12 protein-coding genes are annotated in these 16,330 nt (G+C 73.7%); 6 read left to right on the top strand and 6 right to left on the bottom strand.

The window, feature by feature from the left end; all coding sequences use genetic code 11:
* Positions 1 to 128: 128 nt before the first annotated feature.
* Both pulA and ABZ371_RS16305 read left to right on the top strand, forming a co-directional pair.
* Positions 129 to 5,435, top strand: a complete 5,307-nt coding sequence (gene pulA, locus ABZ371_RS16310) for a pullulanase-type alpha-1,6-glucosidase (protein WP_358679363.1) — start codon at positions 129 to 131, stop codon at positions 5,433 to 5,435.
* 182 nt (positions 5,436 to 5,617) lie between these two features.
* Positions 5,618 to 5,968, top strand: coding sequence for an isomerase (locus tag ABZ371_RS16305; protein WP_358679360.1), 351 nt, complete (start codon positions 5,618 to 5,620; stop codon positions 5,966 to 5,968).
* On the opposite strand, the gene ABZ371_RS16300 is transcribed toward ABZ371_RS16305, so the two are convergent.
* Complete coding sequence (locus ABZ371_RS16300) at positions 5,953 to 6,690, bottom strand: TetR/AcrR family transcriptional regulator (protein WP_358679357.1); 738 nt, start codon at positions 6,688 to 6,690, stop codon at positions 5,953 to 5,955. The genes ABZ371_RS16305 and ABZ371_RS16300 overlap by 16 nt on opposite strands.
* A 211-nt stretch (positions 6,691 to 6,901) precedes the next feature.
* The gene (locus ABZ371_RS16295; RefSeq protein WP_358679354.1) at positions 6,902 to 8,878 is read right to left on the bottom strand and encodes a hypothetical protein; all 1,977 of its coding nucleotides are present in this window, start codon (positions 8,876 to 8,878) and stop codon (positions 6,902 to 6,904) included.
* A 122-nt stretch (positions 8,879 to 9,000) separates the two neighbouring features.
* Between ABZ371_RS16295 and ABZ371_RS16290 the strand changes: the two genes are divergently transcribed.
* Together ABZ371_RS16290 and ABZ371_RS16285 are read left to right on the top strand one after the other, a co-directional pair.
* Positions 9,001 to 9,750 (top strand): class I SAM-dependent methyltransferase, encoded by a 750-nt coding sequence (locus ABZ371_RS16290; RefSeq protein ID WP_358679351.1) that lies wholly within the window; start codon positions 9,001 to 9,003, stop codon positions 9,748 to 9,750.
* 62 nt (positions 9,751 to 9,812) lie between these two features.
* The gene (locus ABZ371_RS16285) at positions 9,813 to 10,289 is read left to right on the top strand and encodes a hypothetical protein (protein ID WP_358679348.1); all 477 of its coding nucleotides are present in this window, start codon (positions 9,813 to 9,815) and stop codon (positions 10,287 to 10,289) included.
* 62 nt (positions 10,290 to 10,351) lie between these two features.
* On the opposite strand, the gene ABZ371_RS16280 is transcribed toward ABZ371_RS16285, so the two are convergent.
* From ABZ371_RS16280 to ABZ371_RS16270, 3 genes are all read right to left on the bottom strand, one after another.
* Complete coding sequence (locus tag ABZ371_RS16280) at positions 10,352 to 11,914, bottom strand: DUF1996 domain-containing protein (protein WP_358679345.1); 1,563 nt, start codon at positions 11,912 to 11,914, stop codon at positions 10,352 to 10,354.
* Between the two features lie 231 nt (positions 11,915 to 12,145).
* Positions 12,146 to 12,793, bottom strand: a complete 648-nt coding sequence (locus ABZ371_RS16275) for a response regulator transcription factor (protein WP_358679342.1) — start codon at positions 12,791 to 12,793, stop codon at positions 12,146 to 12,148.
* Positions 12,778 to 14,052, bottom strand: coding sequence for a sensor domain-containing protein (locus ABZ371_RS16270; RefSeq protein WP_358679339.1), 1,275 nt, complete (start codon positions 14,050 to 14,052; stop codon positions 12,778 to 12,780). The genes ABZ371_RS16275 and ABZ371_RS16270 overlap by 16 nt, the downstream gene beginning before the upstream one ends.
* Before the next feature lie 286 nt (positions 14,053 to 14,338).
* On the opposite strand from ABZ371_RS16270, the gene ABZ371_RS16265 reads away from it, so the two are divergent.
* Complete coding sequence (locus ABZ371_RS16265; protein WP_358679336.1) at positions 14,339 to 14,812, top strand: hypothetical protein; 474 nt, start codon at positions 14,339 to 14,341, stop codon at positions 14,810 to 14,812.
* 105 nt (positions 14,813 to 14,917) lie between these two features.
* Positions 14,918 to 15,070 carry a hypothetical protein gene (locus tag ABZ371_RS16260; RefSeq protein ID WP_358679334.1) on the top strand — a complete coding sequence of 51 codons (153 nt, stop codon included), beginning with the start codon at positions 14,918 to 14,920 and terminating at the stop codon, positions 15,068 to 15,070.
* A gap of 176 nt (positions 15,071 to 15,246) precedes the next feature.
* Here the strand turns inward: ABZ371_RS16260 and ABZ371_RS16255 are convergent, their stop codons facing one another.
* A complete protein-coding gene (locus tag ABZ371_RS16255; RefSeq protein ID WP_358679330.1) occupies positions 15,247 to 15,846 on the bottom strand; it encodes a winged helix-turn-helix domain-containing protein in 600 nt (199 codons plus the stop codon).
* Positions 15,847 to 16,330 lie beyond the last annotated feature (484 nt).

Raw genomic sequence — 16,330 nt, 5'->3', positions numbered from 1 at the left:
TCCCCCGCCCCCCCGCGCCGGCCCGCGCCCCCCCCCCCGGGGGGGGGGGCGGGCCCGGGGGGGGGCCCCCCCCCCCCCCCCCACCGCTCCACACCGCCCGATCCCCGAAAGCCGAGGAGTACCCGCCCGTGTCCCGAACCACCCTCCGGCGGGGGGCCGTCGCCGCACTCTGCGCGGCGCTGCTCCCCGTCGTGCCGGCGGCCTCCGCGTCCGCCGCGCCCAGACCCCCGGCCCCGCCCTCGGACGCGAAGCTCGCCGAGGAGCCGGCCAGGCACGACCTGACCCGCGAGCAGTTCTACTTCGTGCTCCCCGACCGCTTCGCGAACGGGGACCCCTCCAACGACCGCGGCGGCCTGACCGGATCGCGCCTGGAGACCGGCTACGACCCCACGGACAAGGGCTTCTACCAGGGCGGCGACCTCAAGGGCCTCACCCAGCGGCTCGACTACATCAAGGGCCTCGGCACCACGGCGATCTGGCTCGCCCCGATCTTCAAGAACCGGCCCGTCCAGGGCACCGGTGACAACGCCTCGGCCGGGTACCACGGTTACTGGATCACCGACTTCACCCAGGTCGACCCGCACTTCGGCACCGACGCCGACCTGTCCAGGCTGATCGACAAGGCCCACGGCAAGGGCATGAAGGTCTTCTTCGACGTCATCACCAACCACACCGCCGACACCGTCGACTACGCCGAGAAGAAGTACGGCTACAAGCCCAAGGGCGCCTTCCCCTACCTCGACGAGGACGGCCGCCCGTTCGACGACGCCGACGGCATGGCCGAGGTGGACGCGGACTCCTTCCCGTACACCCCCCGCACCACGGGGAAGAAGGTCCCGTCCTGGCTCAACGACACCACGATGTACCACAACAGGGGAGACTCGACCTACGCCGGCGAGTCCACCGGGTACGGCGACTTCTCCGGCCTCGACGACCTGTGGACCGAGCGCCCCGAGGTCGTCTCCGGCATGGAGAAGATCTACGAGAAGTGGGTCCACGACTTCGACATCGACGGCTTCCGCATCGACACCGTCAAACACGTCGACCTCGACTTCTGGACCCGGTGGGCGACCGCGCTCGACGGCTACGCGGCGAAGCACGGCCGGGACGACTTCTTCATGTTCGGCGAGGTCTACTCCGCCGACACGGCGATCACCTCGCCCTACGTCACCCGGGGCCGGCTCGACGCGACGCTCGACTTCCCCTTCCAGGAAGCCGCCCGCCAGTACGCCTCCCAGGGCGCCCCGGCCGCCGGGCTCGCCGCCGTCTACGGCGACGACTACCGATACACCACCGACAAGGCCAACGCCTACGAGCAGGTGACCTTCCTCGGCAACCACGACATGGGCCGGATCGGCACCTTCCTGAAGCAGGACAACCCGAAGGCCGGCGACACCGAGCTCCTGAACCGGGCCCGCCTCGCGAACGAGCTGATGTTCCTCGGCCGCGGCAACCCGGTGGTCTACTACGGCGACGAGCAGGGCTACACCGGCGCCGGCGGCGACAAGGACGCCCGCCAGCCGCTCTTCGCCTCCCGCGCGGCCGACTACCTCGACGACGACCGGATCGGCACCGACCGCACGCACGCCACCGACGCGTACGACACGGAGCACCCCCTCTACCGCTCCATCGCCGCCCTGTCGAAGCTGACCGCCCAACACCCCGCGCTGCGCGACGGCGTGCAGACCGAGCGCTACGCGAAGGACTCCGTCCACGCCTTCTCACGGACGGACGCCGAACGCCCCTACGAGTACGTCGTCGCCTCCAACAACGCGACCGAGGCGAAGACCGTCAAGGTCCCCACCGCTTCCGCCGCGATGACCTTCCGCACCCTGTACGGCGCTGGCGGAGCCGCCCGCAGCGGCGCGGACAGGACGGTCGAGATCACGGTGCCCGCGCTGTCCAGCGTCGTGCTCCGCGCCGACAAGCCGCTCGGCGCCCCCGCCACCAAGCCCTCCGTCACGCTGAAGGCCCCGGCCACCGGAGCCACCGGCACCGTCGAGATCAGCGCCGACGTGGACGGCGGGGACCTGAACCGCGTCGTCTTCGCCGCGCAGACCGGCAACGGGAAGTGGCACACCCTCGGCTCCGCCGACCACGCCCCCTACAAGGTCACCCAGCACCTCGGCGAGACGGTCGAGGCCGGGACCGCCCTGCGCTACAAGGCCGTCGTCGTCGACCGGGCGGGACGCACCTCCAGCGCCCTCGCCTCCTCCACCGCGGGCCGGGCGCCGCGCGCCCCGAAGCCCGTCGCCGTCGAGCGCGACCACGCCCTCGTCCACTACAAGCGCGCGGACGGCGACTACGACGGCTGGCAGCTGAAGTCCGGCGGCGCCGCCGCCGACTTCATCGGCCGCGACGCCTACGGCGCCTTCGCCTGGATCGACCTGGAGCAGGGCGCCACCTCGGTGCCCTACACGGTCGAGAAGGCCGGCACCGCCGACGGCCCGCAGCGCACCATCGACCTCGCCACGACCGGCCAGGTCTGGATCGAGCAGGGCAAGGACGGGCAGGCCACCGAGGCGCCCGCCGCCCCGCCGCAGGACACCTCCAAGGCCGTCCTGCACTACCACCGGGCCGACGGCGACTACGACGGCTGGGGCCTGCACACCTGGACCGGAGCGGCCGCGCCCACCGACTGGGCGAAGCCGCTGCGGCCCGTGCGCACCGACGCCTACGGCGCCACCTACGAGGTCCCGCTCACGGAAGGCGCCACCTCGCTCAGCTACATCCTCCACAAGGGCGACGAGAAGGACCTGCCCAGCGACCAGTCCCTGGACATCGCGACCTACGGGCACGAGGTCTGGATGCTCGGCGGGAAGCCCGGCTACCTGCTGCCGCAGGCGGGCGGCGTACCCACCCCCGACCTCACCAAGGCCGAGGCCCAGTGGATCGACGCCGACACCGTCGTGTGGAAGGTCAAGGCCACCGAGGCCACCAGCCAGCAGCTCGTGTACGCGAAGGACGGCGGCATCTCCGTCGTCGACGGCGCGCTCTCCGACGAGGGGCAGTGGCTCCGCCTCGGTGCGACCGAACTCACCGCCGCCCAGAAGGCCGCGTACCCGCACCTGAAGGACTACCCGGCCTTCACCGTCGACACCCGGGACCGGGACAGGGTCCGCGCGTCCCTGCGCGGCCAGCTCATCGCCACCCAGCGCGCCGCCAACGGCGCCCTGCTCTCCGCGACCGGTGTGCAGACCGCCGGTGTGCTGGACGACCTCTACGGGAAGGCCGCGAGCGGCGCCGCGCTCGGGCCGGTCTTCCGCAAGGGCGTTCCGGCACTCTCCGTCTGGGCACCCACCGCCCGCACCGTCTCGCTCGAACTCGACGGGAAGACCGTCGCGATGCGGCGCGACGACCGCACCGGCGTCTGGTCGGTCACCGGGAAGAAGTCCTGGGCCGGCAAGCCCTACCGGTACGCCGTCCAGGTCTGGGCACCCAGCGTCCGGAAGCTGGTCACCAACAAGGTCACCGACCCCTACTCCACCGCCCTGACCACCGACTCCGCCCGGAGCCTCGTCACCGACCTGGCCGACCCGAAGCTGGCACCGCGGGGCTGGTCCGGCCTCCGGAAGCCGGCGGCCGTCCCCCTGCGCGACGCGCAGATCCAGGAGCTGCACATCCGCGACTTCTCCGTCGCGGACAGCACCTCCGCGCACCCCGGTGAGTACCTCGCCTTCACCGACACCCGCTCCGACGGCATGAAGCACCTCAGGGAACTCGCCGGCTCCGGCACCGGATACGTGCACCTGCTGCCCGCCTTCGACATCGGGACGATCCCCGAGAAGAGGTCCGACCAGCAGAAGCCCGCCTGCGACCTGTCCGTCTACGCCCCCGACTCCGAGGAGCAGCAGGCCTGCGTCACCCGGGCCGCCGCGAAGGACGCGTTCAACTGGGGCTACGACCCGCTGCACTACACCGTGCCCGAGGGCTCGTACGCCTCCGACCCGAACGGCACGAAGCGCACGGTCGAGTTCCGGCGGATGGTGCAGGGGATCAACGGCGCCGGGCTGCGGACCGTCATGGACGTCGTCTACAACCACACCGTCGCCTCCGGCCAGGACGGGAAGTCCGTCCTCGACCGGATCGTGCCCGGCTACTACCAGCGCCTCCTGGAGGACGGCACCGTCGCCACCTCCACCTGCTGCGCCAACACGGCGCCGGAGAACACGATGATGGGCAAGCTCGTCGTCGACTCCGTCGTCACCTGGGCCAAGCAGTACAAGGTCGACGGCTTCCGCTTCGACCTCATGGGCCACCACCCCAAGGCGAACATCCTCGCCGTCCGCGAGGCGCTCGACGCGCTGACCGTCGCGAAGGACGGCGTCGACGGGAAGAAGATCATCCTGTACGGCGAGGGCTGGAACTTCGGTGAGATCGCCGACGACGCCCGCTTCGTCCAGGCCACCCAGAAGAACATGGCCGGCACCGGCATCGCCACCTTCTCCGACCGGGCCCGCGACGCCGTGCGCGGAGGCGGGCCCTTCGACGAGGACCCCCGCGTCCAGGGCTTCGCCTCGGGCCTCTACACCGACCCCAACACCTCGCCCGCCAACGGCACCGAGGCCGAACAGAAGGCCCGGCTGCTCCACTACCAGGACCTGATCAAGGTCGGACTCACCGGCAACCTCGCCGACTACACCTTCACCGACACCCGGGGCCGCACGGTCAAGGGCTCGGCCGTCGACTACAACGGTGCCCCCGCCGGATACGCGGCGGCCCCCGGTGACGCCCTCGCCTACGCGGACGCCCACGACAACGAATCCCTCTACGACGCACTCGCCTTCAAGCTGCCCACCGGCACCACCCCCGCCGACCGGGCCCGCATGCAGGTGCTCGCGATGGCCACCGCGGCCCTCTCGCAGGGGCCCTCGCTCTCCCAGGCGGGCTCCGACCTGCTGCGCTCCAAGTCGCTGGACCGCAACTCGTTCGACAGCGGCGACTGGTACAACGCCCTGCACTGGGACTGCCGCAAGGGCAACGGCTTCGGACGGGGACTGCCGCCCGCCGCCGACAACAAGGACAAGTGGTCCTACGGCAAGCCCCTGCTGACCGCCGCCACCCTCATCCCCGGGTGCGCCGAGATCACGGGCGCGTCCGCCGCGTACCGGGACCTGCTCACCATCCGCACCACGGAGGAGGAGTTCTCCCTCGCCACCGCCGAGCAGGTCCAGCAGTCGCTGTCCTTCCCGCTCTCCGGCGCCCGGGAGACACCGGGTGTGATCACCATGCGCCTGGGGGAGCTGGTCGTCGTCATGAACGCCACCCCCGGCACGCAGACCCAGCGCGTCCCGGAACTGGCCGGGAGGACCTACGCCCTGCACCCCGTCCAGGCGGCGGGCACGGACGCCACCGTCAGGAGGTCCTCCTACGAGGGGGCCTCGGGCGGCTTCACCGTGCCGGGACGCACGGTCGCCGTGTTCTCCCCGCGCTGACGAGCCCGTCATACCGGCCGGTCCCCGGCTCGGCGCCTCCCCGGCGCCGGGAGGGGGCCGGCCGGTCCGGGTCGCGGCCGGTCTCCCTTGCGCGGGCGGCGCGATCACGCGAAGCTGACGGCGTACACGTCCATGCACGCCGTACACGTACGCGTACCCGTCCTCTCCATCAGGAGCGCTTGATGCCGCAGATCACCGTCGACTACCCCGCCGGACTCGACGACAGCTTCGACCGCCGCGGCTTCGCCCTCGCCCTGCACCCGCTGGTCGCCGAGACCGTGTCCACCAAGCTCTCGGCGTGCAAGACCCGCTTCGTCCCGGCCGCGGACTGCGTCGTCGGTGACGCACCGGCGGGGGACGCCGTGGTGAACGTGTCGATCGCGATGCTGCCGGGCCGTACCCCCGAGACCAAGGCGCAGCTGACCGAGGCCGTCCTTGACCTGCTCGCCGCGCACCTGAAGCGCGTGGACGGGCTGACCTTCCACACCTCGGCCGAGGTCAGGGACCTGGACGCGTCCTACCGCAAGCGCTGAGCGGGCCGCTGGAGAGGGAGGACGGCCGGGGTGGCGGGCGTCAGCACGGAGAGACGCGCCAGCAGCTCTCCCAGCGGGCCGTCCGCGGGCTCCTGGGCGAAGACCCGCAGCATGACCCCGGCCACCTCCTGGTCGTACGCGGCGCTGACGGCGGCCAGCGCCGCGAAGTCGTGGACCAGCTGCATCTCCAGCTCGGCCCGCGGGATCCGCTTCCCGTCCAGCCAGAGCTGGGCCGTCGACTCCGCCAGCGACACCCAGGACCGCACCACCAACTCCAGCCGCGCGGACGGCGACCCGACGCCGAGGTGCGCGACGATCTGCTCGTACGCGGCCTGCCGCACCCCGTCGACGAGGTGGTTGGCCGTGGACGAGCCGCCCGCCGGACCACCCCGCAACAGCGCGGCGAAGCCGGGGCCGTGCTCCTCCACGAAGTCGAAGAACCGGCCCATCACCCGCAGCAACCGGGCTCCCAGCGGGCCTTCGTGCGGTTCCAGGAAACGGCCGGCCAGCTCGTCGGCGGCCCGCGCCAGAGCCGCCTCGTACAGGCTCTGCTTGCCCGGGAAGTAGTGGTAGACGAGCGGGCGCGAGATACCGGCCGCCGCCGCGATCTCGTCGATCGACACGTCGTCGGGCGAGCGGCGGCTGAACAGCTCCAGCGCGACACCGAGTAACTGCTGCCTGCGCTCGTCGACGCCCATCCTGCGCCGCACACCGGTCGTCATGGCGACAGCCTAACGGGCGGGTACGCACGCCCCCGGGGCCAGGCCCACCGCGGGGCCGCGGCCCATGGGGCGCCCCCGGCCGGGCAGCCGGAGGCCGCCGCCCCGGCCGGGCACCGGTGCTGCGGCCTCCCGCCGACCGCCCGCACACCGGCGCTCCCGCGCCCCGCCCGTCGCCTCCGCCCGGTCGCCCTCGGCCGTCGTCTCCGGCCCGTCAGCGCAGGGCCCGCACCCGGCTGCCGTCCGCCAGCAGCCCGTCCAGCCGGGCGCGGTCACCCGCCCGGGCGCGCACCGCCAGCAGGCGCCCGTCCGCCCCCCCCCGGACCCCGCCCGTCGCCGAGAGGGAGGTGAACTGCGGGGAGCCCGCGGCGAGTACGTACCACCGCTCCCCTTCCGACCTCCACAGCACGCCCGCCAGCACCCGGGGCCGGCGTGCCCCGCAGTCGGGCGAGTCCTGGGCGCGGGCCGCGACCACCCCGGGGGCGCCGACTCCCCCCGAAGTCCCGGGCGGTGCCTGGAACTGCGCCAGGACCCTGCTGCCGGTGCCCCGCCACGTCTCGGCCCGGGTGCACAGCCACAGTGCGGACCCCTCGTCCCCGGGAAGCCGCTGCCGCGCGTACGCCCAGGAGTTCACCGAGCGGACACCGTTCGCACGCATCCCCGCCAGGAGGCAGGCCGTGCGCGCCCAGCTCTCCCGATCCGCCCGGCCCGCCACATCGTGCGGAGCCGACGGCACACCGGCCGTGAGACGTACGGGCGTGAGCTCGCCGAGATCCGTCAGCAGCCGGGCCCTCGCGCCGTCCCGCACCTCCAGGACCTGCCAGGAGCGGCACCCGGCCCGGCCCGCCGGCGCCGTCAGCGCGTCGGTCACCCCGTGCGGATCGCGGTGCAGCGGCCGTGCCGCGCCGAGCGGTGCGAGCAGATCCCGCACGGCAGCCCCCCCTACCCAGGGCGCGGTGAGATAGCGGACCCGGCCGCCCCGGCGCTGCACGACCAGCGCGCTCGCGGCCACCGCGTCCGCGCCGTCCACCCGGGCGAAGTCGAGAGCGACGCGCCCCGCCGGATCGGCGTTGCGCGGCTCGGCGTAGCGCACGACGCGCAGCCCGTCGTGGAACAGCGCCACCGCCGCCGTACCGACCTCGCCCGCGTACAGCAGCTGCGGGGGGCCCATCGGCGGCCCTGCGGGCGTCCCGGGCGTGGCGGTGGAGACCACCCCCGGACCGGGCCGCGCCCACGCGGCGAGGGCGCGGCCCAGCAGCCGGACGTCCCCGGTCCGGTCACCGCGCGCGGGCCAGACGGTGAAGTCGGTACGCGACGCGTTCCGCCAGAAGCCGGCCGGCACCCGGCGCAGCGCCGACGGTTCGAGGGCCCGCTCGGCTGCCGGGTGCCGGGAGTAGAGGGGCGCGGACGCGGCGCGCGGGCCGCCCAGGCCGTCGCCCGGCATCAGGATCAGCATCCCGCAGACCAGCAGGGCGGCGGCCCCGGCGGCGAGGGTCCGCCCGATCCGCCGGCGGCCGGCCGGATCGGTGGGCCGCGCCTGGAGCGAGCACGCGTCGAACTCGGGCGAGGCCAGGAGCGCGGGGGAGGCCGGAAGCCCGTCCGCCTCCCGCAGGGCCGCCTCCGGGTCGGCCACCCCCGCCGCGCGGAGGACCCGGCACACCTCCGGGTCGTCGAGCCCTTCGAGCCCCCTCAGGACGTGGGCGGCCCGGCACGGGCCGGAGACCTCGGCCAGCGCCTGCTCCAGAGCCACCTCACCCGCCCCGCAGGAGTGCGGGTACAGGCGCAGCCCCCACACCTGGGGCAGCAGGGGCGGCAGCTGCGCCCGGCGGGGCAGGGCCAGCCGGCGCAGCGGAAGACCCGCCTCCAGTGCGGCACGCACCACGCGCAGCCGCACGCAGGAGTACGTCCGCCCCGCGTCCGCCGGGGAGTCCGGCGCTGTGCCGGGGGTCGCCGGGGCGGGCGGGGAGGCCGTGTCCCCGCCCGTGTGACGGGCCGTGGGCAGCGCGCGCTGGACCAGCCAGTGGGCGGTCAGCACCCGGCGGTTGCGGCCCAGCGAGGGCGGGAGGACGAGGTATCCGATCCGGACGAGCCGTGCGTAGCACTCCGTGGGGACGGCCTCGGCGCACTCCGCGCCGCCCCCTTCCGCGGAGGGGCGTCCGGCTGACGGCGGTACTGCTCGCACTGGAGGCACGTTCAGCAGAACGAGCGAATGGTGCGATGGTCACCCCGGAGTGCCCCGGAGCGCGGGGTTTCCCGGGCGGCCGGTGTGCGGTTTCCCGGGTCCCCTTCCGCCGGCCCCCCGATGATGGCGGTATGACGACCACTTCGCGCGCCCGCTCCTTCGACGCCGCCGCGGCGACCTACGCGGCCCACCGCCCCTCCTACCCGCCGTCGCTCCTGGACGCCGTCGAGGAGCTGGCCGGGCTCCGCCTGGCGGGGGCCCGCGTCGCGGACGTCGGGGCGGGCACCGGCCTCGGCACGGCCGGCCTGCACGCACGAGGCGCCCGGGTGACGGCCGTCGAGCCGGGCGACGGCATGGCCGCCGAGTTCCGCCGCGCCCTCCCCGGCGTGCCGCTCGTCCGGGGTGACGGCAACCACCTCCCCCTGCGGACCGGCTCCATGGACCTCGTGACGTACGCCCAGGCCTGGCACTGGACCGACCCCCGGCTGTCCGTGCCGGAGGCCCGGCGGGTGCTGCGGCCGGGTGGCGCGCTGGCGCTCTGGTGGAACGACTCCGACCCCGCGGTGCCGTGGATCGCCGGGCAGGACGCCCGGTTGCGCCGCTTCTTCGCGGCCGAGGACGAGGGGGCGCCCGGCCCGCAGGACCTCGCCCGCGCACTGCCCGCCGGACTCGGCTTCTCGACGCGGCGCGTGGCGTGGAGCAGGCGGGTGCCGCTCGACACCCACCTGGCCAACCTGGGCAGCCACTCCGCCTTCCTCGTCATCGGGGAGGAGGCGGCCGGCGCCTTCCTCGGCCCGGAGCGTGAGCGGCTCGCGGCCCTCTTCCCGGACGGAATGGTGGAGGAGGCGTACGTGGTGAGCCTGGCCGTCGCACTCTGCTGAACTCCGGGCCGCAATGCGTGATTCCACCGCGCCGCAAGGGGCCACCGGGGCACGATGGGCCGATGGTGAAGCAGTCGCAGTGGCGACGAGGGCAGGGCCTGCGGGCCGCCGGAGCCGTACTGGCGGGGCTGGCCCTGCTCACCGCCTGCGGCGGGGGAGCGGGCGGCGACGACAGGCCCGCCGTACCGCCGGCCGCGAGCGGGACCCTGGAACAACTGGCGGCGAAGGCCCGGTGCGAGCCCGATCTGCAGACCGACGCCGAGGAGGTCCGCCGGGCGAACTGCGTCACCGGGGACGGGCGTTACGTGCTCGCCACCTTCGCCACCGACCGCGGGCAGCGGGAATGGATCAACGAGGCGAACGACTACGGCGGCTCGTACCTGGTCGGCCGGAAGTGGGTCGCGGTCGGTGACGCTCAGGTGGTCGCGGCGCTGCGCGGCCGGCTCGGGGGGACGGTGGAGACCGCCTCGCCGCACCACTCGGGGGACAGTGGTGGTGGGGGGAGCGAGGGCGGGCACTCCGGTCACCACGGGAGCTGACCGCGCAGGAACAGGGGGAGGTGCCGCTGTGCGTGGGGGGAGAAGCGGGGGTCGGGTCCGCGTCAGCGGCACTTGCGCCCGCCGTTGACGCAGCTCACCACCTTCTTCATCAAGCGGTCGTCGAAGACGTTGATGAAGTCACCGTGATCGGTGACGGGCTTGTGCAGCTGCTCCGGGAAGGAGTCGACGGCGAAGCCGGGGCCCGGCGGCACGTCGTACACGATGCGCTGGACCAGCTGCGGGATGGCCTTGAAACCGCTGGGGCACCGCCCGTCGTCCTGGGCGAACGCCACATGCGTGCGGTGGTTGGCGCTGTCGGTGTTGCGGCCGTCCCAGCAGCTCTGGAAGGCGAACGAGCGCACGACCTGGCTGCCCTCGGGGCAGATCGGGTACTTGTCCTTCAGCTGCCGGTCCTCGAAGCCCGTGCAGCTCCAGGAGGCGTTGGCGTTGGCGTCGCCGTTGGTGAACGACTTGGCGTCGCCGGTGATGATCCGCAGGAAGCGCGGCATCGCCGTGACCTTCCCCGCGGGGGAGCCGACGAATTGCAGCGTGACCTGCGACGGCGTCTGGATCTCCCCGGTGTTCCGGTCCTTCCCGCCGCCGTCGGCGTCCACGTCGTTCTCGTCCTGACCGTTCTGGAGACGGAGCACCGGCCAGTAGTAGGTCGACCGGTCACCCTGATTCCGGCAGGTCGTCTCTCCGCCGGCCAGATCGTCGTCTCCGGAGAACGCGTCCGTCGCCTGGTTGCCGACGTAGTCGTGCATGTGGTGGGCGCCGTTGCTCACTCCGGGAGCGGCGATGACGTTGTCCGGATTGAATTTGCCGTTCTCGTTGCGGCCGCAGTCCGTCGTGAACGTGCCGCGCGAGGCACCACGGCGATTGCGCGGGCGGTCCACGTTGGGCTGCACGGACTCGATGTCGACGAAGTCGGACGCCTCGGGACCATTGCCTTGCTGTCCCTGGCCGCCGTCCTGGTCACCGCCGCTCTGGTCACCGCCGTCCTGACCTTGGCCGCCGTCCTGGTCGCCGCCGCCCTGATCCTGGCCGTCACCGTTCTGGCCCGCGTCCTGGCCCTGGCCGCCACCGTCCTGGCCCTGGTCGGCCCCCTGGTCCCCCTCCTGGCCGCCGCCACCGTCCCCGCCGCCCTGGTCGTCGGCGCGAAGACCGCACTGCGCGAGCCCGTCCAGGTTCTGCGGGCGGGCCTGAGCGGCGCGCTCGATCGCGGTACCGATCCGGTCGAGGCTGGCCGCACGCCTGCTCTTCAGCGGGCCGAGCACCGCGTTGTCCGCCAGACGCGGGTCCCGGGCGATCTGTTCCTTCCGGTCCGCGAACTGCCGGTAGGCGTCGGTGATCTGCGTGTCCATGGCCGCCAGTTCGCGGTCGACCTCCGGGCGTGCCCGACCGGGCACGTCGGGAAGGGCGATGTTGGCGTCGGGGCAGTCGATGGTGGACATCTGGCGGACCGCGTTCCAGGACCGGTCCGGAGGTGCACCGGACGCGCCTTCCCCCGCACTTGCGTAGACGTTGACCGCGACCAGCCCACCTCCGCCCAGAAGCAATGCGGCCGAGGCGGCGATCGCCCGGTTGGCCGGTGTCGAACGTTTCTTGCGCGATGTGCGTCCCATGGAACTCCTCTGCTTCGAGTCAGAAGCGTGACGTCCCATACGGGCCCGGCGGCGGGTCCGTTCAGCACCGTGCGCAGTTCGTGGGATCCTCCATGGGCATATCGGCTCGAACGCCTGAAACGGTCACAGCCCCGCTCGCGCACGGAGCCGGCCGCGTGAGCGTCCACCGGGAGCCGTGCCGACCGGCTGCCCGGCCCCGGACGGAGCACCGGGCCGGGCCCGCACCGCGGCTCAGCCCTGGTCGAGGTAGGCGAGTACCGCGAGGACGCGGCGGTTGTCGTCGTCCGACGGCGGCAGCCCGAGCTTCCCGAAGATGTTCGAGGTGTGCTTGGCCACCGCCCGCTCCGTGATGACCATCTGCGACGCGATCGCCCCGTTCGAACGGCCCTGTGCCATCAGCTCCATGACCTCGCGCTCGCGGGGGGTGAGACCGGCCATCGGCCTGTCCTGGGACCGCCGGGACAGCAACTGGGAGATCACCTGCGGATCCATCGCCGTGCCCCCCGCCGCCACCCGGCGCACCGCGTCGATGAACTGGTCGGCGTCGAACACCCGGTCCTTCAGGAGGTAGCCGATGCCGCCGTCGCCGTCGGCCAGCAGCTCGCGCGCGTACAACTGCTCCACGTGCTGGGACAGCACGAGCACCGGGAGCCCCGGCCGCGCACGCCGCGCGGCCAGCGCGCACTGGAGGCCCTCGTCGGTGTGGGACGGCGGGAGCCGCACGTCGACGACGGCGACGTCCGGCTCCAGTTCGGCGAGCGCCCTGGACAGTTCGGGCCCGGTCTCCACTGCCGCCGCGATCTCGAAGTCGTACGCTTCGAGCATGCGCACCAGGCCGTCGCGCAGCAGGAAGAGATCTTCGGCTAGGACAACACGCAAGGGATCTCCATGGTCACCATGGTGGGACCGCCCGCGGGACTGCTGACGGCCAGGACGCCGTCGAATGTACCCAGCCGGCGTTCGATTCCGCTCAGCCCCGAGCCGGCTCCGACGGCCGCACCGCCCCTGCCGTTGTCCGTGACCGAGATCCGCAGCATGCCCTCGGCGTGGTGCACGTCCACCCATATGCGGTCGGCGTCCGCGTGCTTCACCGTGTTCGTCAGGGTCTCGCTGACGGCGAAGTAGGCGGCGGACTCGACGGGCGCCTCGGCCCGGCCCGCGAGCTCGACCGTCACCTCCGTGGCGAGCGGCATCCGCAGTGCCAGGGCACGCACCGCGTCCCCGAGCCCCCGCTCGGCGAGGACGGGCGGGTGGATGCCCCGCACGAGGTCGCGCAGCTCGGTGAGGGCCTCGGCGGAGGACGCGCGGGCCGTCGCCAGCAGCCGCTTCGCCTGCGCGGGGTCTTTCTCGATCAGTGCCTCGATGGTGCCCAGGTTCATGCCCATGGCGACCAGGCGGGCCTGCGCCCCGTCGTGCAGATCCCGTTCGATGCGCCGCAGTTCCGACGCCGCGGTGTCCACGGCCTCGTGCCGGGTCTCGGTGAGCCGGTCGATGCGCGACGCCATCTCCTGCTCGTGGGTGGGTGCGAGCACCGAGCGGGCGAGCACGAAGTGCAGCCGCAGCAACGGCCGGGGCGCCCACACCCCGGCGGCCAAAAGCACGGCGCCGAGGGCCGCCGCGGCCAGGGCGGTCGCCTGGTCGCTGACCGGGACGAAGCCGTACCAGTACGTCTCGTCGAAGACCCTCCACAACCCGGCCGCCAGGAGGAACCCCTCCACCGGGTAGACCACCAGCGCGAACGCCAGGACCAGGAGCACGTAGCCGGCGCTCATGTCGACGAACAGCCACCGCAGGTCCCGCCACGTCGCCGGGTCCTTCAGCAGCAGGGTGGTGCGCTCGACCTGCCCGGTGATCCCGGTGCGCAGGTCGCGGGGGAAGGGCCGGTAGGCCGCCGGGATCCGGACGTCCGCCCAGGTGGCCGCGAGCAGCCGGCGCCGGTTCGCGTGCGCCCGCACCGCCGCCAGGACGTGCGGGGTGGTCACGATGCCCACGCCCAGGACGACCGTGGTGATGGAGAGCATCGCCAGGATGAACAGGACCGTCGATCCCGCGATGCTGGCGAACGACAGGACGAAGGCCCGCCCGGCATCCCGGAGCGAGCCCTCCAGCCGCTTCCGTATGGCGTGTGTCGCGGTCATCGTGTTCTCTCCCCTCGCCGGGACCGTCGGGTCCCGTCCGGTGATCAGTGTCGCTCGTGCGGCCGTGCGTCCGTCAGCCGTCCCACCACCCGGGTGGGGTGTACCTGGCACCACCCCGGAGCCCTCGCCCTGAGCCGCCGGGAGCGGGGGTTCCGGCAGCCGGGCCGGCACCCGCCCGTTCCCGCATTCGGCGGCGTCCTGCCGGCGACGCTCATCCCCAGGAGGCGACACCGCACGAGGCGCGGCTTATCGGCGCGCATCCGCCGCGCTGCTGCCCGTCGGCCTCGTGCTGACCGCCCGCACGGCCGCGTCCGGTCCGTTCCCACTCGCCGCCCCGCTGTCCTGGCTCGGTGACCGGATCGAGGCGGGGCGCGTGCCGCTCCTGAACCGGCGTCGCTGCGGCACGCGGCGAAGCGGCGGCCTCGCGGGCAGGGTGCTGCGGCCGGTCCCGGCCGCACCGAGGCGCTTCGCCGTCGCCTCCGTCGCCGTCCTGTTCGCCCCGGCCGCCCCCGCGCCCGGCATGAGGACCGAACAGCTCGGCCAGGAGCAGCAGTTCGAATCCGGCTCACGGCCGTCCGTCGCCTACCGGCACATCTCCGAGAGCTTCTCCGGTGGACCCGCCCCGGCCCTCGTCGTCATCCGAGTCGACGACATCGACGCGCCCGAGGTCCTCCACACGGCCCTCGGGCGGTTCGACCACGTGAGCGTGCACCGGTCGCGAGACGTCGCCGCATCAGAGGTCCCGCTGCCCGGGCGGTGAGGAGGATGTGGCCGAGCTGAACGAACGCCGGCTGCCCGGGGCCCCCGACGGGACGGGACACCCGGGCGGCCGTCGAGCTGCGCATCCGGCGCACGGCGGGGCGCCGTGACCGGGGCAGCGGCCGTCATGGTGGCGGTCTTCTCCGTCTTCGGCACCCTGTCCGTGCAGGACTTGCAGCGGGTGGGCGTCGGCCTCGCCGTCGCGGTGCTTCCCGCCGCCGGGTTCGTCCGCATGGTGCCGCGCCGGCCCCGGTCATGACGCTCCTGGGCGAGAGGAACTGGCGGGTGCCGCGCCTGCTCTCCCCGGCTGCCGGCCACCGGGTCCGGAGCACGGGCAGCCCGCCGGGCCCGGTGGGGCGGCGACGCGCGACTGACTCCGCGTCCGGCGCGGTGGCAGGAGGCCCGTGCGGGCCGGGGCCTCCTGCCCGTGGGCGGTCAGGGCGTGTACTTGTAGCCCACGCGCCGCACCGTCTGGATCGACCGGCGGTGCTCGGCGCCCAGCTTGCGGCGCAGCCGGGCCACATGGACATCGACGGTGCGCCCGTCGCCCACGTGCCCGTAACCCCAGACCGTCGTCACCAGCTGGTCACGCGTGTGGACCCGGTGCGGGTGCGCCACCAGGTGGGCGAGCAGCTCGAATTCGAGGTACGTGAGGTCGAGGGTGACACCGTCGACGGCGGCGGTGCGACGGGTGGAGTCGATCCGCACGGGGCCGTCCGCCGAGAGGGCCGCGGCCTGTTCCGGTACCGACTGCCGGTGCGGGGAGGAGGCGACGGCACCGGCGAGGGCCGGCTGCTGGTCCGCCGGGACGAGCACGAGGTAGCCGACCATCGGCGGACGGCCCGGCAGCGCGGGCAGGGTGTGCTGCGGTGCGGGCAGCCAGGTGGCGCCCGGCGGCAGGAACCCGACCGGATCGGGGAGCTCGACGACCTCGTCACGGTCGACGGCCCGGAGCCGGTGGCGGTTGGGGGAGAGGGCGCCACGGGGGGCGGCGGCGGAAGCGGAAGCGGCGGGAAGGGTACGGCTGTTGGCCATGGGAGTCAGCTCTTTCGCGCGAGGAGTCGTCGAGGACGTACGTCGTGCGCGCGGGCCGAAGACCGGGGTGAGCGGCTTTAGAGGGCCTGCGCGTTCCACGCGCGGCAACACACCCGGTCGAAGTCGTGATGCTGACGGGAGGGCCAGAACGGCTCGAGGTCGCTGAGACCCGACGCGGTGTGCTGGAAGCTGGCCATGCCCCCATTGAAGCAGAATTCGTGCCGCACAGCAGTGCCCTCTCACCCGTCGATACGGACAGGGGCCGGCAGCCGCCCCGTCAGGGGTCCGACCGGGCCCGGGGGTGGGTCCGGGGGCAGGCCCGGGGGGCGGGTCCGGATGCCTCGTGCGACCGTACGCCCGGGACCGGTTGCCACCACCCGGAAGCCGGCGCCACTCCCACGGAGCGGCCGCGCCACGCCCACGGACCGCCGCCCATGGCGCGCCCGTGCCGCGCCCCGAGGACCCACCGGCCGCACGGGCACGG

Source organism: Streptomyces sp. NPDC005899, from assembly GCF_040629645.1.
Taxonomy (GTDB): domain Bacteria; phylum Actinomycetota; class Actinomycetes; order Streptomycetales; family Streptomycetaceae; genus Streptomyces.
The sequence above is the reverse complement of the archived record's forward strand: the minus strand, read 5'-3'. Positions and strand labels throughout refer to the sequence as shown.

Excerpts from the sequence above, each read along its gene's own strand:
- ABZ371_RS16305 (WP_358679360.1), top strand. The coding sequence starts at position 5,618 with ATGCCGCAGATCACCGTCGACTACCCCGCCGGACTCGACGACAGCTTC.
- ABZ371_RS16300 (WP_358679357.1), bottom strand. The coding sequence starts at position 6,690 with ATGACGACCGGTGTGCGGCGCAGGATGGGCGTCGACGAGCGCAGGCAG.
- ABZ371_RS16290 (WP_358679351.1), top strand. The coding sequence starts at position 9,001 with ATGACGACCACTTCGCGCGCCCGCTCCTTCGACGCCGCCGCGGCGACC.
- ABZ371_RS16285 (WP_358679348.1), top strand. The coding sequence starts at position 9,813 with ATGGTGAAGCAGTCGCAGTGGCGACGAGGGCAGGGCCTGCGGGCCGCC.
- ABZ371_RS16280 (WP_358679345.1), bottom strand. The coding sequence starts at position 11,914 with ATGGGACGCACATCGCGCAAGAAACGTTCGACACCGGCCAACCGGGCG.
- ABZ371_RS16270 (WP_358679339.1), bottom strand. The coding sequence starts at position 14,052 with ATGACCGCGACACACGCCATACGGAAGCGGCTGGAGGGCTCGCTCCGG.
- ABZ371_RS16255 (WP_358679330.1), bottom strand. The coding sequence starts at position 15,846 with ATGGCCAACAGCCGTACCCTTCCCGCCGCTTCCGCTTCCGCCGCCGCC.